The organism is Spirosoma horti, assembly GCF_054776595.1.
Map to the genome: position 1 here is coordinate 208074 of NZ_BAAHBQ010000002.1, position 22039 is coordinate 230112.

The 22039-nt window shown below is 50.0% G+C and carries 14 protein-coding genes; 3 read left to right on the forward strand and 11 right to left on the reverse strand.

Annotated features, from left to right (window positions below):
- Positions 1–7 precede the first annotated feature (7 nt).
- The 6 genes from ACYVAM_RS04915 to ACYVAM_RS04940 form a co-directional block, all read right to left on the reverse strand.
- Positions 8–1411 carry an MBL fold metallo-hydrolase gene (locus ACYVAM_RS04915; RefSeq protein ID WP_461064527.1) on the reverse strand — a complete coding sequence of 468 codons (1404 nt, stop codon included), beginning with the start codon at positions 1409–1411 and terminating at the stop codon, positions 8–10.
- Positions 1412–1472: 61 nt separating this feature from the next.
- Positions 1473–2270 carry a sulfite exporter TauE/SafE family protein gene (locus tag ACYVAM_RS04920; RefSeq protein WP_461064529.1) on the reverse strand — a complete coding sequence of 266 codons (798 nt, stop codon included), beginning with the start codon at positions 2268–2270 and terminating at the stop codon, positions 1473–1475.
- A 247-nt stretch (positions 2271–2517) separates the two neighbouring features.
- Positions 2518–3162 carry a Crp/Fnr family transcriptional regulator gene (locus ACYVAM_RS04925; protein ID WP_461064531.1) on the reverse strand — a complete coding sequence of 215 codons (645 nt, stop codon included), beginning with the start codon at positions 3160–3162 and terminating at the stop codon, positions 2518–2520.
- A 92-nt stretch (positions 3163–3254) separates the two neighbouring features.
- Positions 3255–4760 carry an APC family permease gene (locus tag ACYVAM_RS04930; protein WP_461064533.1) on the reverse strand — a complete coding sequence of 502 codons (1506 nt, stop codon included), beginning with the start codon at positions 4758–4760 and terminating at the stop codon, positions 3255–3257.
- 206 nt (positions 4761–4966) lie between these two features.
- Positions 4967–8047 (reverse strand): protein translocase subunit SecDF, encoded by a 3081-nt coding sequence (gene secDF, locus ACYVAM_RS04935; protein ID WP_461064535.1) that lies wholly within the window; start codon positions 8045–8047, stop codon positions 4967–4969.
- A 145-nt stretch (positions 8048–8192) separates the two neighbouring features.
- Positions 8193–8576 carry a hypothetical protein gene (locus tag ACYVAM_RS04940; RefSeq protein ID WP_461064537.1) on the reverse strand — a complete coding sequence of 128 codons (384 nt, stop codon included), beginning with the start codon at positions 8574–8576 and terminating at the stop codon, positions 8193–8195.
- 289 nt (positions 8577–8865) lie between these two features.
- Between ACYVAM_RS04940 and ACYVAM_RS04945 the strand changes: the two genes are divergently transcribed.
- Both ACYVAM_RS04945 and nadC read left to right on the forward strand, forming a co-directional pair.
- Positions 8866–12474 carry a T9SS type A sorting domain-containing protein gene (locus tag ACYVAM_RS04945; RefSeq protein WP_461064539.1) on the forward strand — a complete coding sequence of 1203 codons (3609 nt, stop codon included), beginning with the start codon at positions 8866–8868 and terminating at the stop codon, positions 12472–12474.
- A 66-nt stretch (positions 12475–12540) separates the two neighbouring features.
- Positions 12541–13374, forward strand: coding sequence for a carboxylating nicotinate-nucleotide diphosphorylase (nadC, locus tag ACYVAM_RS04950; protein WP_461064541.1), 834 nt, complete (start codon positions 12541–12543; stop codon positions 13372–13374).
- A 110-nt stretch (positions 13375–13484) separates the two neighbouring features.
- Here nadC and ACYVAM_RS04955 read toward each other — a convergent pair whose 3' ends face one another.
- Both ACYVAM_RS04955 and ACYVAM_RS04960 read right to left on the reverse strand, forming a co-directional pair.
- A complete protein-coding gene (locus ACYVAM_RS04955; RefSeq protein ID WP_461064543.1) occupies positions 13485–13844 on the reverse strand; it encodes a hypothetical protein in 360 nt (119 codons plus the stop codon).
- Between the two features lie 210 nt (positions 13845–14054).
- Positions 14055–15035: a pyruvate dehydrogenase complex E1 component subunit beta gene (locus ACYVAM_RS04960; protein ID WP_046578651.1), complete on the reverse strand. Its 981-nt coding sequence runs from the start codon at positions 15033–15035 to the stop codon at positions 14055–14057.
- A 459-nt stretch (positions 15036–15494) separates the two neighbouring features.
- Between ACYVAM_RS04960 and ACYVAM_RS04965 the strand changes: the two genes are divergently transcribed.
- Positions 15495–17951, forward strand: coding sequence for a TonB-dependent receptor (locus tag ACYVAM_RS04965; protein WP_461064545.1), 2457 nt, complete (start codon positions 15495–15497; stop codon positions 17949–17951).
- 45 nt (positions 17952–17996) lie between these two features.
- Here the strand turns inward: ACYVAM_RS04965 and ACYVAM_RS04970 are convergent, their stop codons facing one another.
- The 3 genes from ACYVAM_RS04970 to ACYVAM_RS04980 form a co-directional block, all read right to left on the reverse strand.
- Positions 17997–19007, reverse strand: coding sequence for a phosphotransferase (locus ACYVAM_RS04970; RefSeq protein ID WP_461064547.1), 1011 nt, complete (start codon positions 19005–19007; stop codon positions 17997–17999).
- A gap of 68 nt (positions 19008–19075) precedes the next feature.
- A complete protein-coding gene (porZ, locus tag ACYVAM_RS04975; protein ID WP_461064549.1) occupies positions 19076–21376 on the reverse strand; it encodes a type IX secretion system anionic LPS delivery protein PorZ in 2301 nt (766 codons plus the stop codon).
- Positions 21366–21995, reverse strand: coding sequence for a thymidine kinase (locus ACYVAM_RS04980; protein WP_461064551.1), 630 nt, complete (start codon positions 21993–21995; stop codon positions 21366–21368). Before ACYVAM_RS04980 ends, porZ begins: the two co-directional genes overlap by 11 nt.
- Positions 21996–22039: the final 44 nt, after the last annotated feature.

Below are 22039 nucleotides of genomic sequence, written 5' to 3' on the forward strand. Positions count from 1 at the left end.
GGTGTAATCAGTGATTGGTAGGCAGTTCCGTAACAACTGGTACATCGACTCGGCGAATGGCGGCCATGCCACCGGCCACATTTACGACATTATCGAACCCGCGCGCTTTCAGGATAGAATTGGCCACCATAGAGCGGTAACCACCGGCGCAGTGAACGTAGACGGGCTCGGTGCGGCTGATCTCGGCCATGTGGTCATTAAGGTTGTCAAGGGCCAGGTTTTCAGCGCCTTTAACATGTTCACCCGCAAATTCAGCGGGCTTACGCACATCAATAACCGGGATAGCCGGGTTTTGCTGCCAGCGTTTCGCGAATTCATCCGCCGAAATGGACTCGATGGAATCAACTTCTTTGCCCGACTGTTGCCAGGCCGAAAAGCCACCTTTTAAAAACCCGATACAATGATCATAACCAACGCGGGCCAACCGTAAGACCGTTTCGCTCTCCTGCCCTTCAGGAGCAACGAGCGCAATCGGCTGGGTAAGCTCCGGAATCAAAGCACCCACCCAGGGCGCAAATTGTCCATTCAGGCCAATATTGATGGCGTTTGGAATAAACCCTTTGGCGAAATCAGCCGCATCCCGCACGTCCAGAATCAACGCATTGACTTCATTGATGGCGGCTTCGAACGCATCGGGTGAGAGCGCCTGGCTACCCCGTTTCATCACGCGGTCGATGGGTTCATAGCCTTCTTTATTGAGCCGGGCATTCTCGGCAAAATAAGCTGGTGCCGCTGTCAGACCGTCAAGAACTTTTTCAATAAACTCGGCTTTGGATTTGGCTCGGAGCGCATAATTGAACCGTTTTTGGTTGCCGAGCGTGTCCGTCGTTTCTTTACTCATGTTCTTGCCACAGGCCGAACCTGCCCCATGAGCCGGGTACACGATCACGTCATCGGCCAGGGGCATAATTTTGGCTTGAAGACTGTCGTAGAGCATTCCGGCCAGATCGCGTTCGGTCAGATCGCCTTTGATGGCCAGATCCGGCCGGCCCACATCGCCAATGAACAGCGTATCGCCGGTAAAAATCGCCCGTTCTTTTCCGGTTTCGTCGATGAGCAGGTAAGTTGTCGATTCGGGTGTGTGGCCGGGCGTATGTAACACTTTTATCGTTACCTCACCCAGGGCAAACGTTTCGCCATCGGCTGCGTGGTAGGCTTCATAACTGGTCCTGGCATTCGGGCCGTAGACAATAATGGCCCCCGTTTTCTTTGCTAAATCGAGATGACCCGACACAAAATCGGCATGAAAGTGTGTCTCAAAAACGTATTTGATTTTTGCACCTGCTTTTTCAGTTTTTCGAGTGTAGGGCGAGGTTTCGCGAAGCGGATCAATAATGGCAGCTTCGCCGTTGCTTTCAATATAATAGGCTCCCTGAGCCAGACAGCCCGTGTAGAGTTGTTCGATAATCATACATAACGCGGACAAGATGCCCGCTTTTTTGGGTTCTATTGGTGCGGACAAGCTGTCCGCGTTACAGCAATTCCCGACTGATCATGTAAACGGCTACCGCCAGCACAAACCAGCCGAATCCTTTTTTGAGTTTGTCAGGCGCAATGAATTGAGCCAGGTACATCCCAATGAAAATGCCAATGATGGATAAACCCGTAAAAGGCAACAGAAAATTCCAGTTCAGATCGGTGTGGTGAATATCGCCCAAAAAGCCAACGATTGAATTGACGGCAATAATCAGTACGGATGTCGCCACGGCCCGCTGAACGGGTAAGCCTGCCAGCAGAACGAGCATAGGAACGATCAGAAAACCACCACCGGCACCAATAGTGCCTGTAAGTAACCCTACCGCCAGCCCATCCAGGCCCAAACTACCGTATCGTGGACGCCCATCGGCCGCTTCTCCCTGCTCCGGGCGATCACTGCGAATCATAGCCCGGGCCGCGATGATCATGACAATCGCAAAAAAGTAAAGAATTGCCTGGCTCTTTGATAGTATAAACTGCTCGAACTGAAAGAGCGGATCAGGTAAGGCCGGAACCAGAAACCGACGGCTCAGATAGACGGAAATAAAAGACGGAAGGGCAAAAGCTGCTGTTACCCGTAAATCGACCCGTTTATTCCATATATGGTTTACTGAGCCTATGGTTGAGGTGGCCCCCACAACAAACAGTGAGTATGTTGTCGCCAGTACGGCAGGCACGTGAAAGACGTAAACAAAGATGGGCACCGTCAGAATGGAGCCACCGCCCCCGGCCAGGCCAATAACCAAACCCACAATTACGGCTGAAGTGTACCCAAATAATTCTGTTGATGTCATGTAGTATCGTAACCCGTTTGCTGGTCAAACGTTCCGCCAAAGAAGGTCACTGCTTTATACGAATCCGATGAGGGCTACTGCCGACCGGTAAATATAGGGGGCATGAGCCAATCGGGGACATCATGAGCCAAACAGGGAAGAATGCGCTTTTGGGGAGTATCGCCATATCGTTGACTTGTTTATAGAATAACGCCACGAAGGTAATGCCACTATACCAATCGTTGTGTGACAAGAGTCACACAACGGATCACTGTAACTGCTGGCTATGCAGGCTGATCTTATTGCGGGCTATAGTTACCCAGCCACGCCGTTCCAGCTGTTTTAATAGGCGGGATATAACTTCGCGGGATGTGTGCAGGTCGCGGGCAATGGTCTCGTGGGTAATGTACACGTGACGCCCGCCAGCGTGGGCTGCTTTCTGATTGAGGTAAGCCAGTAAACGCTCATCCAATTGCCGAAAAGCAACCCAGTCGAGTGTTTGCAGGAGATTGTCAAACCGTTTCTGGTAGGTCTGAAAGACAAATTTTCGCCAGCTCGCATACCGTCCCAGCCAACTTTCGGCTCGCTCGGCAGGAATCATCAGGATGTGTGCTTTTTCCTCTACGATGGCCAGAATGGGGCTATCCTCTCCCGAAAGTAAACTGCTCATGGATAATGCACACGAGTCTGCCGGGTTTAGATAATACAGGAGTAATTCGCCCGAATCTTCATCGGGACGAACAATCTTGATACTTCCCTTCAAAACAATGGGTATGTAACGCATGGGCTGGCCGGGTTCCATCAATACTGTTCCTGTATCGGCTGCTCGAAGGTGAGCCACTAACTCAAGTTCAGCCAGTAAATCTGGTTCAAACGGATGAACTGAACGGACAGCCAGGGGAATATCGAGCATAGCAGAATGAGTAGATTGCCTTATAAACATAAAATGGCCCCCAACAAGTTGCTGGGGGCCATCTTTACGGATAGTAATAGTACAGGAAAAACTTATTCTACTGCTGGCTTATTCAGGTGGCTGTGTTTGCGGCTATAGGTGAAATAGACAATAAGTCCAATTACGCACCAGATCACGAACGAAATCTTGGTGTCCGTACGCAGGTTGTACATCAAGTACAGATTGGCCAGAATACCAAGGGTAGCAATAACGGGCAGTATGGGCGTCCGATAGGGGCGCTCCAGATTGGGTTCACGAACCCGTAACAGCCAAACGGCACCGCAGATCATAGCGAAGGCCAGCAACGTTCCCGAACTGGTTAATTCGGATACTTTGTCGATGGGCGTTAGAGCGGCTACGATCGATACGATAATGCCGACTAAAATCGTGCTCTTCCAGGGTGTTTTAAACTTGGGGTGAATAGAGGCAAACAAGCCCGGCGGAATCAGGCCATCTTTCGCCATACCCAGGAAAACCCGGGTCTGGCCAAGCATCATCACCAGCATAACGGATGTCAATCCTCCGAGAGCAGCAATGGTGATGATATAAACGGCCCATGTTAGCCCCTTATCCGCAAATGCCTGCGCAACAGGTGCTTTCAGGTCAAGATCCTTAAAAGGTACCATACCCGTCAGGACTAGTGAGACCAGAATATAGAGTACCGTACAGATAATGAGCGAGGCAATAATAGCGAAGGGGACGTCTTTCTTAGGATTGATGGCTTCACCCGCCTGGGTCGAAACCGCATCGAAGCCGATATAGGCGAAAAAGACTATGCTGGCTGCTGTTACAATACCATTGAAGCCATAATGCTGCTGGCCGGATTTATCGATAACTGGTTCAGGCAGGAAGGGATGCCAGTTGGCTGTATCCACATAAAATGCACCCGCAATAATTACGAAGATAACCACGGCTACCTTAACGATTACGATGATGTTGTTGGTACTGGCGGCTTCTTTGATGCCTCGAACCAGAATATAGGTTACGACAAGGACAATAAGGAATGCGGGAAGGTTGAAGGCAAACGAAAAGTCTGGAATAGCCACCCCTGTGGCCCGAAGGGCAGCTGCTTTTTCCTGAGCCGTAATCGGGTCGTTCATGAGCCAGATAGGTGGTTCAATATGAAACAGGTGAAGCAGCTTTTCAAAATAACCCGACCAGCTTACGGCCACCGTTGTGGCACCCATCATGTATTCCAGGATGAGATTCCAGCCAATGAGCCAGGCGAAGATTTCACCAACGGTTCCGTAAGAGTAGGCATAGGCAGATCCTTCGACAGGGAGAATGGAGGCAAACTCAGCGTAGCAGAGTGCTGCGAATGTACAGGCAATCCCGGCCAGTACAAATGATAAGGCCAACGCCGGACCAGCCCAGTCGTGAGCAGCAATACCTGTTAGTACGAAAATGCCGCCACCAATGACAGCGCCAATGCCCAGCGATGTTAAGCCCCAGCGAGTCAATACACGTTTGAGTTCACTTTTTTTCATGTCGGCCTCATAAGCCGCCAGGGGCTTCTTACGCCAGACACTCGTATCAACAGGTTTTAGTTTAGTCTCCATGTAGGAAAAATTAGAGTTTGGTGAAAGTGCTGATCAGGAAAAGATTATTAAGCATTTAGGCGAAATATACGAAATATAATGAGCGAAAGAATGAAAGAACGGTCTGCCATAGCGGTGAAAGAGCGAAGAAAACGGTTTACTAGGTTTCGCACGTTCACTCTTTCACCACTACAGCAGACCGTTCTTTCACACTTTCGCTCTTTAAATTACGATTGCGAAGGCCGAATCAACGGCTTTTTATCTTTCTTTTCCTTCTTTGCCGTAAACTCTTCGGGCGTAGCGGGTGCTGCGCTGGTGAAGTCGGCCGGAACAGCATCGAAGCCAGTTTTCTTCTCGGCTGCGATCACGGTTGGTGTGATGGTTTCGTTCTCCTGAGCGCTGCTCAGTGAGTCGACCACAATTGGCGTAGCCACAAACAGCGACGAATACGTACCCACGATAACGCCGATCAGCATGGCGAAGGAGAAACCACGAATTGTTTCGCCACCGAAAATAAACAGCACCAGCAGTACTAGAATCGTTGAGAAGCCCGTTACGGCTGTGCGGCTCAACGTACTGTTCAAGGCGTTGTTAATAATCGTAGCAATCGACTCTTTCTTGCCTTTGTTTTCGGCCAGATACTCGCGTACCCGGTCAAATACAACCACGGTATCGTTCATGGAGTAACCCATGATCGTTAGCAAGGCTCCTACAAACGCCTGGTCTACGTCCAGCGAGAAAGGCAGAATGCCGTTGAATATCGAGAAGATAGCCAGGATGATCAACACATCGTGGAACATCGCCACGACGGCTCCGTAACCGAAGGCCAGCTTTTTGAAGCGGATGAGAATATAAACAAACACAACCGCTACTGCCAGCAGAATAGACCATAACGCCGATGTCAGCAGGTCATTCGCAATCGTGGGGCCTACTTTCTGGGAACTCTCAATTTTAGCTGGGTTTCCTTTAATGGAGCTTAACCCCTGATAAACAGTAGCTTCTGCTTTTTTATCGGCTCCCTGTGAATTGTCGTCAACTAGAAAAGGGGTCGTTACTTTCACCTGATTGGCACCAATTCCTGTACCACCATAGGTTTTTACCTCCGGCGATCCGCCTAATACGGGCTCGAGGGCATTCCGAACGTCGTCCGTACTGATGGCCTTTTCGAAGCGAATGACATACGAACGGCCGCCTTTAAAGTCAACGCCCAGGCCGAAGCCTCTAAAAACAGCGGAGATAATACCCAGACCAATGATGATCGACGATACGGTATAGTACAGCTTCCGGCGTGATACGAAATCAAAGTCAGAATCTTTGAAGAGGTTCTTTGCCCACGAAGACGTAAACGACAGGGTTTTGCCATTGCGGATGTAGTATTCCAGCATCAGGCGGGTAATGAAAATAGCCGCAAACAACGATGTCAGAATACCGATGATCAGGGTTGTGGCAAAGCCCAGAATCAGACCTGTTCCGAAAATAAACAGGACGATACCGGTCAGGAAGGTCGTTACGTTGGAGTCGATAATCGACGAAAGCGCATTCTGGAAACCATCCGCAACGGCTTGCTTGAAGGTTTTACCTAAGGCCAGCTCTTCTTTGATCCGCTCGAAAATCAACACGTTCGCATCCACGGCCATACCGATAGATAGCACGATACCAGCAATACCTGGCATGGTCAGTACCGCCCCCAGCGAGGCCATAACGCCCATCAGAAAGAACAGGTTGACAAGCAAGGCAATATCAGCAATGAAGCCCGCCCGATTGTAGTAGAACACCACAAAGGCCAGCACTAACAAAATTCCGATGATGGATGACAGGACACCAGCGCTAACCGCTTCTGAACCCAGTGTAGCACCTACTACGTTTTCTTCAACGATGTTCGTTGGCGCTGGCAGTTTACCGGCTTTCAGTACGTTAGCCATGTCTTTCGTCTCCTCAACGGTGAAGTTGCCCGAAATACTCGACCGGCCGTTAGGAATCTCGTTCTGTACGTTTGGTGCCGTATAAACCAGGTTATCCAGCAAAATAGCCACTGGCCGACCAACGTTGGCTGCCGTCAAGTTCTTCCATTTACGAGCGCCTTCGGGGTTCATGTTCATCGTCACTTCAGGACGTCCCCGGTCGTCATAATCGTTAGACGCTTCCGTGATCACATCCCCTTCGAGCGGAGCGCGGCCACCTGCTTTCTTCAGGAAATAGATCGACAGGATTTCCCGTCCGTCGGTTGCTTTGAACGTCTTGCGATCCCAGGCAAAAAAAGCATCGGCAGGAAACAGACCTTTTACTTCCGGTGCGTTCAGAACGGCGTTTGCACGGGCGGTATCTTTCAGATAAACACCCAGTTGGTCCTGACCAACGGGCAGGAATAGTTGCGTAAGCGCGGTGCCTTGTGCAGCCGCTGCGCTCGTGTCATTTTTAGCCGTCGAATCTTTTTTGCTGCCCTGGGCCAGTTGCGACTCAAGGGTCGATGTTCCTTTAGCGGCTGTGCCAGTTGCAGGCGCTGTCGTTTTCAACGCGGCCTTCCGGGCGGCTTCCTGGCTGAGCAGGTACGCACCCATTCCTTCAAGGGCTGGAGCCAGTTCACTTAAGCGGTAAACTTCAGTGAATTCGAGCTTGGCGGCCCCGGTCAACAGACGACGGATACGTTCTGGATTATCGACACCCGGTAATTCGATTTGAATACGGCCTGAACCTGGTAAACGCTGAATGTTTGGGTTAGCAACCCCAAATTTGTCAACCCGTGCCTGAATGATTTGAAACGCCCGCTTCGTCGCGTCGTTTACTTCGTCGTTCAGCAACTTCCGTACTTCCGTATCGGTCGACTGGTAGTTGATTTTGCTCCGGTTGGCACTGGTGGCAAATACAGTTGCCAACTTGGTATCCGGCGAAATCTTGCTAAATGCGCTGGCGAACAGATCGACAAAGCTGGTGTTGCTCGATTTCTGATCCTGAACGGCTTGTTTCAGGGCCTGGTTGAATTTCGGATCGCGGTTGTTGCCTGACAGGCTGCGCAAAATATCAGCCGGTGATATTTCCAGCACAACGTGCATACCACCCTGAAGGTCAAGGCCAAGGCCGAGTTCGCGTTCGGTAACTTCCTGAAGGGTACTGCCCAGATAAACGGGTTCTTTCCAGAGTGAATCCAGGTAATGCTGTTTTTTGGCCCGATCAACAACGCCTTGTTTGTTGGTAGCATAAGCCTCTGCGTCGGATTTGATGCTCCGCGAGACAAATGTAAACGACAGGAAATAAATGCAGATAGCTGCAATAACGCCTGTCAGAATGAGAATTCCGGTTCTGTTTTGCATTGGGATACACGGGCAATTGCCCGTGAGTTGGCTATAAAAATACTAAGGTGATTAAGTATGGAGTCAGCTTTTTTGTGGGCATTGACTCAAGGAAAGAAACACGTGAGGCCAGTGGAAAACGCTGGATTTGGCCTGTAAACGCGTGTTAGGGCGCATTGGTGGCAATGTGATGCCCAAATACGTGCCTGAAATAAGAAAAATAGAAATGCGGTAAGGTAAAGAAGCGCAACAAGGGAACGCTCAGTAATAATAAGATCAGCAGCGTTGGCGCTGGCAGCAGAAAGGCGCTCTGCCCCGACTCGCCCAGTTGAATTGCGGGTGTAACAACGGCTTCAAATTGGGCCGTGCTTAACTTGGCTGATGCAGGGGCATCGGTCGCTTTGCCGGATTTTGCCTGCTCAGAAACGGCTTTATGGGCTACCGCTACTTTTGCCTGGGTCACATTACCACGTCCCCATACGGCCGTAAACAGCAGTAAGGTCGCCAGCGCAAGACTGGAAAGGCGTTGTAGGACACGAGGTTGCTTCATATATTTCCTTAGCGGATGACAAATTTCGTACCAATTCGGGAAGAATGCAAGTAGCCATGACAGGTTTTCGATGCCTTTATTCGGAAAGCTTTGTCTTTATATAAATTTAGTTAACGCTACGACAGAACTTGGCCTATCTATTACTCGTAAGTTTTCAACATACAGATTATCAGCCCACTTTAATAAACCACTATTATTTATACTACCTGTATGGTGTAAATATTTTATATATATATTACGCATAAATATAACTTATATGATAAACGCTATACTCACTTCCTTGTGTATATTGTTCACTCTGTCAAGTAAGGCACAAACTGGATCGACACCTGTTCGACTGACGGTTGTGTCTGTCATAGCCAGCGAGAATACGGGGCAGGATTATTCTCCCTGGCTGAACGACGATCTGACAAAACAGGTACAGAGTGTCTGGACCGGTAATGATAAATGGGTACAGGTAACCCTCAAGCTGGAGAAAAAAAGCCTGCTGTCGACGTTGTCTCTCTATGATGCAGAAGGGTCGTTTACGGACAAACCGGCTCTGCTCTATGCCATAACCGGTAACCAGCGAATACTGATCGGGTCGTTTGACGGAACAACGTATAAAAATTGGGTCACGCTCACGCCTTTTCAGCCGCTCGTTGCCGATGCCATCATGATTTATAAGTATGGCAATAACATACCACAAAAAATTAAAGCGTTTGGCCAGCCCATTACCGCCACTACGACTATACCGCACCCACTCGATTTGTTAACGCTTGCCTCGGCGAAAGACAATCCGGTAACCGGCGAAGATTACTCGGCCTACTTGAATGACAACATCGCTACTCTCGTCCCTACCTATTGGGAGCCCGCTAATTTTCAATGGACCGATGTGACAATAAAATTTAGTAAGAAAAGTCTGCTGACAAAACTGGATCTGTACGATTTTGAGGGCACATTTGAGTCGGCTCCGGCCCAGATCTATGCGGTCAATGGGAAGGAGAAAACGCTGATTGGTACGTTCACCGGCGACAGTTATAGGGTCTTCAAGCCATATACATTGACCGAGCCTCTGGTTGCGGAGGGAATTATCATTCATAAATACTGCAACAACATACCGGTTAAAATACGGGCCTATGGAAAGGTATTACCCGCTGATCCGCTTGATGCCATTTTGTATGCCCAGGAACGAGTCAAGGTAACGAGTGTGGCATCGAGTTTGCCTACGACACAGAGTTACGCTCCCTATCTGAATGATGATATGACTAGTCTGGTACAAACCGACTGGAATAGCGCCGACTGTGTATGGATGGATCTTACCCTTAAACTGGAAGCGAAAAGTACACTGACCAAACTGGAACTGTATGATGGTGAGAACGAATTTTCGGGCACACCAGCTATGATTTATGCCCTCAACGGAACGCAGAAAACATTGCTCGGCACATTTACAGGGCCTTCGTTTGCGGTCTGGCAGGAGTTGTCCGTTCCATCGGTAGTGGCCGATGCCATCCTGATCCATAAATATTGCAATGCGCTACCGCTTAAAGTTCGGGTGTATGGCCACCCCCTGGACGGTGCCGTAACGACAACAACGGGCAGTACCACTACCACCCCCCCCGTTACTACCACATCGCCAACGACATCAACGACTGCGGCTGTTTCATTAGGCAGCAAAATTCCCATTGATGCCAGCCGCTGGTATCAGCTCAATAACGTCAGCAGCGGTCTGGGGCCACTGTTTGATGGGAAAGTCACGGATGATATACAAACCGGCTGGGGTAAAGTGCTGAGTAATTACGATGCCTATTATCCGCTACAAACCGGCGAATCGATGGCCATTAAAGCCATTAAATTTTACGATGGAAATGGGAGTAATTCTACCGCTCCCATGCGGTTGTCCATAATCACCCGCGACTGGAAACGCATTGAACTGGCTCAGTTTCAGGGCCTGGAATACAATGCCTGGGTAGGTCCTTATCCGACCCGGTCAACATCGGGCGATTCGAAGTTTCTGCTCGATAGCATCGTGACCGGAGCGCGCTACCTGGTTATCAATACAACTGATTTCTGGCCTCGTGAGATCGAGCTTTACGGAACCTATCAGGCGAGTAGCGCCACCAGTGGCGCAGCGCCCAAAAAGAGTCCAACGTTTAAGAATCTGCTTGGCATAAACGGGTTCGAGTGGGACTTCTATCAGTCGGGTGTGCCCGGTATCTCGGCACCTAAAATGAAGGCTATCCAGTCGTTCGGTGTTATCCGGCACTATATGGATTGGGAAAAGCTGGAATTGGCCGAGGGGAACTACACCTTCAATCCAACCCATGCCGGTGGCTGGAATTATGATCTCATGTACGAACGCTGCAAAGCAGATGGCATTGAGGTGATGGCCTGCCTGAAAGACATGGCACCCTGGATGAAGGCGACCTATCCCGCAGACCAGCAGGGGAATGATAATGTACCCGTGCGTTATGGAAAAGACTTTGCCAGCCCATTATCCTACATTGACCAAGCGAAAGTAGCCTTTCAGTATGCGGCCCGATACGGTAAAAATACCGCCGTAAATCCAGCCCTGGTTAAGGTTAACACCGCCATTCGCTGGACATCCGATCCGCCCAACGTTGTGAAAATTGGCCTTGGCCTAATCAATTACATCGAGTGCGACAACGAGCGCGACAAGTGGTGGCGCGGCCGGAAAGCGTACCAGACGGGTCGGGAGTATGCGGCCAATATGTCGGCGTTTTACGATGGGCATAAGAATACAATGGGGGCGGGCGTTGGTGTGAAAAACGCCGACCCGAGCATGACGGTGGTCATGGGCGGCCTGTGTTCGATTGCCAATGGTACCGATTACATTCGGGGTATGATCGACTGGTGCAAAGAGTTCCGGGGCTACAAATCGGATGGGCGTGTCGATCTTTGCTGGGATGTTATCAATTACCATCTCTATCCCGATAATTCCAGCTCCATGCAAAATGGGAGTGGTGCATCGGCACGGGGAGCCGCCCCCGAATTATCGGTTGCCGCTCAAGTGGTCCGAAATGTGCTGAAACTGGCGCACGAAGCCTGTTATGACATGCCGGTCTACGTGTCTGAAACGGGCTACGACCTTCATCAGGGTAGCCCGCTACGCGCCATTCCCATTGGGTCTAAGTCGGTTTTGAGCACCCAGGCTGACTGGAATTTGCGGACGGCCCTGTTATATGGTCGGGAAGGCGTGGATCGAATCGACTTTTACCAGACGTATGATCTGAATCTGGATTGTCCGACCCAATTCTGTTCGATGGGCTTTATGAACGCCGATTTCACCCGTAAACCGACCGCCGATTATTTTTACCAGGCCAAAAAGCTCATTGGCGAGTATGTGTTCAAAGAGTCGATCAGTACAAACCCGAATGTGGACCGCTATGAACGTAACGGACAGTCGGCCTATGCTCTTTGGATTCCCGACGAAGTGGGGCGAACAGCCCAATATTCCCTGAATCTGGGGACGAGTTCAGCCGCACGGATATATACGCCCCAGGCCGGTCGTGATACGATGGCATTGCAGATCCGGCCAACGGTGAACAACCAGGTTACGCTGACCTTAACGGAGACGCCCCAGTTTGTTATCGTTGCGTCGGGAGCCGCCCGGTCATCTGCCGACTTGCCCGAGGTTAACGATGAATCGCTGCGTGTTTATCCGAATCCATCGGTAGAGCGAGTGGAAATTCAACTCAATAATGCCTATCTGGGCGATGTTGATGTCAGTGTGATCGATGCTAATTTGGGCGTTACCCGTCAGCAAACAACACTGCATAAAACGACCCGTTCCTTTTCTGGTACTGTGGACCTGTCGGCTCTCCCGTTCGGGATTTACCTTCTTGACGTGAAGCAGGGGAACGAACGAACCGTAAGACGGATTTTGAAAGCGCGTTGATCACTTTCCACCACCTGGCTCGCTGTTGCCGCTCTGTCGAAAAGAATAATCTGCTACCTTGCAGGTATGAATTTACACGAATTTATTCAGCTGGCGCTGGCCGAAGATGTCGGTGACGGCGACCATACATCCTTATCGACTATCCCGGCCGATGCACAGAAACGAGCACGGCTACTGGTGAAAGAAACAGGAATTTTGGCGGGTGTCGAGGTGGCACAGGCAATTTTCTCCGAAGTCGATCCCGCCTTTGAGGTGGATGTACTGATGCATGACGGAGCCTCCATCAAGCCTGGTGATATTGTGTTGACCGTTAGCGGAAACGCCCGTAACATTCTGACTGCCGAGCGATTGGTACTTAACTGTATGCAGCGGATGAGTGGCATTGCGACGCATACCCGGGAACTGGTTAACATTCTGGAAGGCACGCGGGCAAAACTGCTCGATACCCGTAAAACCACGCCAAACTTTCGCATTTGTGAGAAAATGGCCACAAAGATTGGGGGGGCAGTCAATCATCGGTTTGGCTTGTACGACCAGATTCTTATCAAAGACAACCATGTCGATTATGCCGGAGGCATTGAAGCGGCCATTACCAAGGCGGTTGCATACCTGAAAGAAACCGGTCGGCAATTGCGAATCGAAATAGAAACCCGTAACCGGGCCGAAGTAGACGAAGTACTTCGGATCGGGCAGGTAGATATTATTTTACTGGACAATTTCCCGCCCGACGGTATCCGCGACATGGTACGGCTTATTAATGGCCGCTTCGTGACCGAGGCATCGGGCGGCATCGACGAAACCAATCTGCGGGCTTATGCTGAAACGGGTGTCGATTATATATCGTCCGGAGCCTTAACACACCAGGTAAAGAGTCTGGATCTGAGTTTGAAAGCGTATTAACTCAGGGTTCGATTTTTCATTTTCACCGGGTTTTAACCCGGTGAAAATGAAAAAGTAATGACACTTTTTTAATTCAAATCAATGAACCCAATCTGGCATTTTTACCAATGTTATTTCTCCGGGTTCTCATCAATGCCCAGCCTTGGAAGTGCTGGATTTAGCACACGCGGCACGACCTTGATTCGGAAAACCCGAGCCCCGGCAACGTTGAAATCACAACTATAAAACTCCCGCTGTTTTATTCCTCGGTACACAGCCGTATAGTTGACTTTAGGCGGCCAATTGTTCAATGCCAGCTCCGCCGTAATCGCGTCAACTGCTTTGCGCAGATTCGAGAAGAATATAACTGTTGGTTCCCGTTGGCGTAACGCCGATAAGGAGCCTACGTATTGGCTGGTAACCTCATAAATTATACGGCCACTTAGCTTGAGTACCGGGCGTTTTGCTGCGTTATCAGATAAATCATTCATACGTATCAATAATACGAAAAACTATACGACTATTTTTCAGTGCCTAAACTTTTTTCCCCTGTCGAGGGTTTTACCTATAATTGCATCAAATACACTGCCCGGCCGTTGAAAAACAGTCGGGCTTTTTGTTAATAAAAAAGCGTCGACCGGGTGGATCGACGCTTTTTTTATAGAGCGGTCATTTAACAGCGCTCTATAGTACCTTGTTCATTACTTTTTATACATTACGGTTTCTACTGCCTGTAACGTACGTTTCACGTTTGGTAAAATAGCTTCAATGAGCGTTGGCGCATATGGCAACGGCAAATCCATGCTATTGACCCGAACAACAGGTGCATCGAGGTAATCGAACGCATTTCGCTGAATGTTGTAGGTTAACTCAGACGAGATAGCGGCTAATGGCCAGGCTTCTTCAACGATAACACACCGGTTGGTTTTCTTCACCGAGTTGATGATCGTTGCGTAATCAATGGGGCGCACAGACCGTAAGTCGATAACCTCCGCCGAAACGCCGTTTTTCGCTAACTCATCGGCGGCAGCAAGGGCCACTTTCATAATCTTCCCGAACGATACGATTGTTACGTCGTTTCCTTCCCGAACAACATTGGCCAATCCAATTGGAATCAGGTATTCTTCTTCCGGAACCTGGCCTTTGTCGCCGTACATCAACTCCGACTCCATAAAAATAACGGGGTCATTATCGCGGATACACGACTTGAGCAGCCCTTTAGCATCGTAAGGATTCGAAGGAACAACGACTTTCAGGCCCGACGTGTTGGCAAACCAGTTCTCGAAGTTCTGCGAGTGTTGCGAAGACAGCATCCCGGCGTTCCCGGTTGGTCCACGGAACACGATCGGACAGGAGTACTGGCCACCCGACATGGACATGATTTTAGCCGCCGAGTTGATAACCTGATCAATCGCAACAAGCGAAAAGTTAAAGGTCATAAACTCAATAATTGGCCGCAGTCCGTTAATGGCTGAACCTACACCAATACCGGCGAAACCAAGCTCAGCGATGGGCGTATCAATGACCCGCTCGGGGCCAAATTCGTCCAGCATTCCCTGACTAACTTTATAGGCGCCATTGTATTCGGCAACTTCTTCGCCCATCAGATAAACTTTCGGATCCCGGCGCATTTCTTCCGTCATGGCCTCCCGCAGGGCTTCACGGAATTGTATTTCTCTCATAATGAGTGCGTTGATTGCGTTTGGTTACTCATTCGGTTCATGTTGACACCTGAATGAGATGGCAGAAAACCTGTCAAAATTAGGCAAAATGCCCTGATTCGTCAAATAGCGTGTATAGGCTTATTTTCATAGGGTTCGTCAGAGGGTATTTTCCTGGTTTGCCTGGTGCGCAATTCGGGTACTATTGGGCTGGTTTAAGGGCTTGCCAGGCTGTGCCACACCGGCGTTAAGCCATGTTTATTCCCGCCAAAAAACACGCACACCACCTGGCTATTTATGCAATCCGGAGTCTAATTTCATCAACCCTGATAGGCGTGTAGTTTGGCCAGCGGGTCGAAATGTTAAATTTCCATAACGGTACACGCTCTTCGTTTACAGACACATAGCTTTGTTCCAGAATAGGGTAGGGAATGAACAACGTTGATTTACGGCCCCTTTCCTTCTCCTAAACTCATCCATATGAAACACCTGTTCCTGCTCTTTTTCTGTACGATCTCATTGCTGGCTTTTAGCCAGACAAACCCCGGCCGGATTCGCGGCACGCTTAATGACTCAACCACAACGAAGCCGGTTCCGTTTGCTACCGTGTCTATCCAAACGCTGGATAACAAACTTATCAATGGCGTTACCACCGACGAGAAAGGAAGTTTTCTGCTTGACAAAATTGCCGTTGGTACTTACAAGGTGGTTATTTCTTTCGTGGGTTACCAAACTAAAACGCTTGATAAACTAGCGATTACGACAGAGAAGCCGCTTATCGATCTGAAACAGATTCAGCTCTCGCCCGATAGTCGCAGTTTAAAGCAGGTGGATGTGGTTGGGCAGAAGGCGCTGGTGGAGGACAAAGGGGACCGGCTGGTATACAACGCCGAAAAGGATGTGTCGAACACGGGCGGAACAGCCGCCGACGTGTTACGAAAAGTGCCCATGCTGACCGTCGATCTGGACGGAAACCTCAAAATGCGGGGGAGTAGTAATATTAAAGTGCTGGTTAATGGCAAGCCGTCGAGTATTATGGCTCGTAATCTAGCCGATGCGTTGAAACAGATGCCCGCCAATATCATTAAATCAGTGGAGGTGATTACCAGCCCCGGCGCTAAATACGATGCCGAAGGATCGGCTGGCGTTATTAACATCATCACCAAAAAAGCCGTACAGGGAACCAACGGTACGGTAAACCTAACGGCCGGTAATCTGAACCGATCCTTGGGCGGTAACCTGAACGTAAAGGGAAAAAAACTTGGCCTGGCCATTTCGCTGAATGGGTATCAATACCGCAACATCGGCGAGAATTCAAGTACCCGTACGGCCCTGACAGATGGGCAACCTACCAGCATTTTACGTCAGAACGCGTATCGTGACAATACCGGTACGGGCGGCTATGGCGAGATGAGCCTCGATTATGACCCGGATTCGACCAACCGCATTAACTTTTCGGCCAACGCCTGGGGCGGCAACTTCCCCTCGAACAGTACCCTGGATAGCCGCCTGACCGATCCACAGGGCGGAGTTTTGCAAGAATACCACCGCGATATTCAATTTCGGAATCCCTACGGAAATACTGAGTTTAACCTCGGCTGGACAAAGTCATTCAACAAGTCGGGGAAAGCCACGGCGGGACGGGAGTTCTCGATACTGACGCAGTATGCACGGATGCCTGATAACTATTACTACTCGATCCGGCAGACCGGTATGCAGTCGGAAGTGCCAACTTATCTGGAACGAAGTACCAACCTGAGCCGCAATAATGAATACACCTTCCAGGCCGATTATACGCACCCATTTACGGCCCGCACCAAACACGATACGCTTGGTTTTAAACTGGAAGCGGGGGCTAAAACCATTTTGCGCGGCATAGGCAGCGAATTCGTCGTCGATCAGTCTACGACCGGGCTCGAAGCCGACTACGCGCTTGATCCATCCCGAACGAATGAGTTTACGTATGACCAGCGGGTTGTGTCAGGCTATACATCCCTCAAGATGGACTCGAAGCGCAAATGGAACCTGGCCGCGGGCGCCCGTCTGGAACATACCACAATTCACGGTGATTTTGTGTCGACCCAGACCCAATTCAATAGTCAGTATCAGAACCTGATTCCGAGCTTCACGATAGCCAAAACCATTCGCGACAAGCATACATTTAAGGTAAGTTATACACAACGAATTTCGCGTCCTCTGATCTGGTACCTCAATCCGTTCCGAAATTCCAGCGATCCGAAAAATATTCAGACCGGCAACCCACTGCTGAACCCTGAACTAACGCACGCGACGGAATTGTCCTATAGTACCTTTGGTAAGGAGGGCGCTTCCTTTAATGCGGCTCTGTTCTGGCGGCAGACGAACAACTCAATCGAGTTTTTATCGACGGTCGATGCACAGGGTGTCGCGCTGTCATCTCCGCAGAATATCGGGCAGAATGCCAGCTATGGGGCTAACCTTAATCTCTCGCTTCAGCCGAACAAGCAGTTTAATTTTAGTGTAGGATCGGATATTACGTACGTCGATCTGACCAGCGTTGCGCTCAACCAGCGGACGAGTGGTTGGGTTTGGAGCCTTAGTCCGAATGCGTCCTACAAATTGCCGAAAGACGTCACACTGCAAGCCAATGGTTACATTGGATCGGGCTGGATATCCTTGCAAAGCCGTAATTCAGGCTGGTATTACTACGGCGTATCGGCCAAAAAAGAGTGGATGGATAAAAAAATGAGCCTGACCCTGAACGTCAATAATCCATTTAACCGAAATGTCCGGATGACCAGTGATCAATTTGCCCCCTCTTACGCGGCTCAAGGTACATCACTCTTCGTTAACCGTTCGGTACGATTGACCCTCAGCTATAAATTTGGTCAGATGAGCGCTGGCGGTAAGCAAAGCAAAAAAATTCGTAACGACGATGGTAAAGGGGGCGGACAATAAGAAACACTGAGATCGTCGATGGGTTGAAGAGACAAGCCATCCGCTTTACACAAGCATTTGTCGGCTTTCTGCCAATAGCAGGCGTTTTTGCTCTATTGACAAGCTAAAAGGCAGCTGTGGGTGGCCAATCAGACGTCGTATCAGCTCAATGCCCGTGAATTGATGGCGTAGTTTTTCGTTGAAATGAGCTGGTTTTATATAGTTGGTCAATGCGGAGTTTATTGTTTCTGATGGCTGCTGAGCCAACATCAGGTGCGCGATCAGGATGCCCAGATCAAACTCGGCGGGACCGTAGAAACAAAACTCGGGATTGATGACTTTAAGGTGTTTATGGGACGTCTGAAGCCAGCTTCCTGGGTAAAAATCACCGTGCAGAAGTGTTTTTGACGCGTTTGCCTGCGGCTGACTATCGTCTGACAAATACAGTTGGCCCAATTGCCGGATACTCTTTTTCAGCGGTATGTCCTGCTTATAAGCCATGGCCAACTCTGCCAGACCTGGTTGTACGGTATCAAGATCAAGCCCGTTCTCTTCGTTGAAAGGAGCCACAAAAATAGATTCGTGGTTAAGCAGCCGCATCCCCTTATTGGTGAAGATCGGGCCGGGTTTTTCGGTGGCAAAATGATAATGAAGCTCGGACAGGTAGTCTGTCAGTGCCAACGTATCTGCTTCGGATAGCAATTGCCCTGAGTGGTACAAAAACGTATAGGCTCGGGTGTCCCCCAAATCTTCCAGAACCAGAATGTTATTTTCCCGATCTGTTCCCAATAGCAAAGGCATCGCATTGGCCAACATGGGAATCGGCTGTATCTCCTGATAAAAACTACCTTCGATAATGGCCCGATCGTCGGGAGCTGGTAACCTTGGGTGTTTCTCAATGTACGCCCGCGATTGTTTGACAACTAATGATCGAATGGAGGTCGTTACCCGAAGGGTATAATTCATGCTGCCTTCACCGGGAATCTCAACCGACGCAACAACTTCTTCATTATCGAGCCAGCCACGTCGGCGCAAATAGTCTTGCAGTGCACCCGTCTGTAGAATGTCTAAATGCATAAGCAGGCAGTTAGTAAGTTTGGCTAGACTAATATACAACCTGCTAACCAATTACGGATAAGCATTGGCTAGCGGACTACCGCCAGTTTTCCCGCCAGCCCTTCAGACCCATCAACGTTGACAACCACAATCAGGTAAATACCCGTTTGAGCCATGCGGCCCAGGTAATCTCGTAATGTCCAGGTGGCCGTGCCGCCCTGCGACCGGGTTTCGTAGACCAGTTGCCCGCCCGCGTTGAGAATTTTCACCGTGGCATTCTCCGTTAACCCGTTGATGCCGACGGTACCGGTAAAATCTGGCCGGACGGGATTTGGAAAAATAGTTATCTGGCTCAGAACCGGGGCTGGCTCCGTTGCCGAACCCTGATAGGAGACAATTCCTCTGGATTGATCTGCTGCGCCGGTTTCAATAAATACCTTGCCGGAGGTAGGTTCAATGGCTAGTGCCTGCACGGTATTGCTGGGCAAAGGGCTATTATCGGTCGTAAACGTGTCGAGCAGTTGTGATCCATCGGGCGAAACATGGTATAGACCGCTGCGTGTACCCAGCCATTTTCGGTTGCCCCCATCAACGGCTATTGATGTAATAAGCTCATTGGCCAGCAACCGGCGACCATTAATAATGGGCGATTGTGCTTTTACTACTGGATCGAAAGCACCATAGGGATTATCAAATACCATGGGACCAAGGTCGGTGCCAACCCAGATAACGCCGTTGCGATCTTTTACCAAAGCCCGAACGCTGTTCGTTAGCAGGGCGCCTTGGTTTGTCATCGTTCCTAAAGCCTGGCTGCGGTTTGTCTGAGGGTCAAAAACCAGTAAGCCGCCACCAACATCGGGCCGAAGCCACAGGAACCCATTATCATCGGGCACAATCTGTACAATAGTTGTCTGGCTGATTGCTGGAAAGGATTGATACTGTCCATCGGTTCGGCGAACGTGTAAGGTGGCCTGCTGGGCATTGCCCCGGCCCGTCGTGATCCATACATTTCCGTCGATGTCGGTAGCCAGACTGTTGATGAAAGGGCTAATGGTAGCCGGTAAGACAACTGGTGTCGGCGGTTGGCCTTCTACCTGACTCCAAAGACCCCCGCCAAAATTTCCCAGATAGAGTTTTTGCTCGGTGGTTACGTAGGCCGCCGAATTAAAGCCACGCGTTGAGCCCGTAGCCAGGCTGCTGGTCCATCGTTCCGCTGGCACGGATAATAGCTCAACCGGCGGCTGGTTTTGCGCTAAGGAAGTGGTTTCCTGTGGGCTATTGGGTAGGGCAACCAGCGTTTGCGCATAGGTGTATAATTGGGCAAACTGATCGCGTGTTGGTCCTTCGGGGGCAATACGCCGAAATGTACCAGCCGCTGTGGTCAAAAGTCCATTTCTAGCATCGGCAATCCAGAGGATATTTCCATCGACCTGCACCTCGCGCGGATCCGCCAGCAGCGAACTGGTAAAAGACCCCACGCCCGGCAAGGTTACGGCCTGATTGGTCGCTAAAATCAGACCCGATGCGCTGGAGAATTGCCTGATAATGGAGTTTGTGAGAGACTGGGTCAGCGTCCACCGGCCGAGTTGCCGGTCAAATGTGCCCTGGCCATTTACCGTTGCGGATAAACGCCCCTGGTTGGCGGCTATCGACTCAGTTTGCGGGCCGGGTGTGGCTACTGTTTTCCAGTTTACCGGATCGGCAATATTGACATTGGCCGCAAGTCGAATGGACCGCAGTTGACGTTGGGTGGCTGTTGTGCTTAAGGGGGCGGTTAAGACATACAGACTATCGGTCGTGGCGGCCGACTGCAAAATAGGAAGGGGAGAACCATCGGCCCGTTGGCTGAAATACGTGTCCCGAATCTCATTTTTTAAGAGATCCAGCACAACAAGGCCGAAATCAGTGCTCAGATAGACGTTATTGCCAATTCTATTGAGGTGATTAATGCCTCGGGTGTCAGGCAGAGACGATGCGCTAACGATTGTGTTTACATTCGAAACAGTACCTGGCTCGCCCGTGTCCGTTAGGGTCAGGAAATCCAGATTACCGTCCTGATAAGCAATAAACAACCGTTTTTGATCAGACAGATAGAGTAGCCGACTGATGCCTACGTCACTCAAACCATCCTGCTTCCCAAGGGTACGGGTTTCCTGAGTGGTTTTATCGAAATAGAATAACCCGTTTCGGGTAGCGGCATAAACGAAATTGCCAGTGACTGCCACCGATTGGCCAGACTGGTAGCTGACATGCGTTTGCCAAACACCAATCTGCGCGAATGAAGAAATAGGAAGTACCAGGCAAAGAATGATAAATGAGCCCCAGCATCTGTTAACTAAAGACTGGAGACGCTTTTTTGTGAATAAAAAATTAATTAAATCATTCATCATTCGCAACGTTCTCGTACGCCCACTCTTTTCGGCCAGCATCACTGCCGAGGTTAAAGCAGCGTCGGCAGCGGGCTTCGTAGCTATCGGTTTCGCCCAACAGCACGCGATCCTGTGAGGGGACGAGCCGGTAGGAATACTGGGCGATGTCGCCACAGACCACGCAAATAGCGTGGACCTTCGTGACATATTCGGCAATGCTCATTAGTTGAGGCATACAGCCAAAGGGTTGCCCGGAAAAGTCCATATCAAGTCCGGCAACAATGACCCGCTTTCCCTGGGTAGCCAGCAAGTTACAGACATTCAAAATGTCTTTATCAAAAAATTGGGCCTCGTCTATTCCAACAACGTCACAGTTACCGGCTAAGGCTGGAATTTGGCCCGCCGTTTGTACGGGGTTCGAATGAATCGCCAGCGCTGAATGAGATACGATGTTTTCGTCGTGGTAGCGAGTATCCAGTGCGGGCTTAAAAATCTCAACGTTCAGCTTGGCGATACGGGCTCGATTAAGGCGTCGAATTAACTCTTCCGTTTTTCCGGAGAACATCGATCCACAGATTACCTCGATCCAGCCAGTGCGGAGATGGGGCGGTTCGCGCCGTCGGGATGGTTCAATAAACATTGGAAATTGATTGATAAAGTACGGTAAAACGAGAAGAGAAAGTA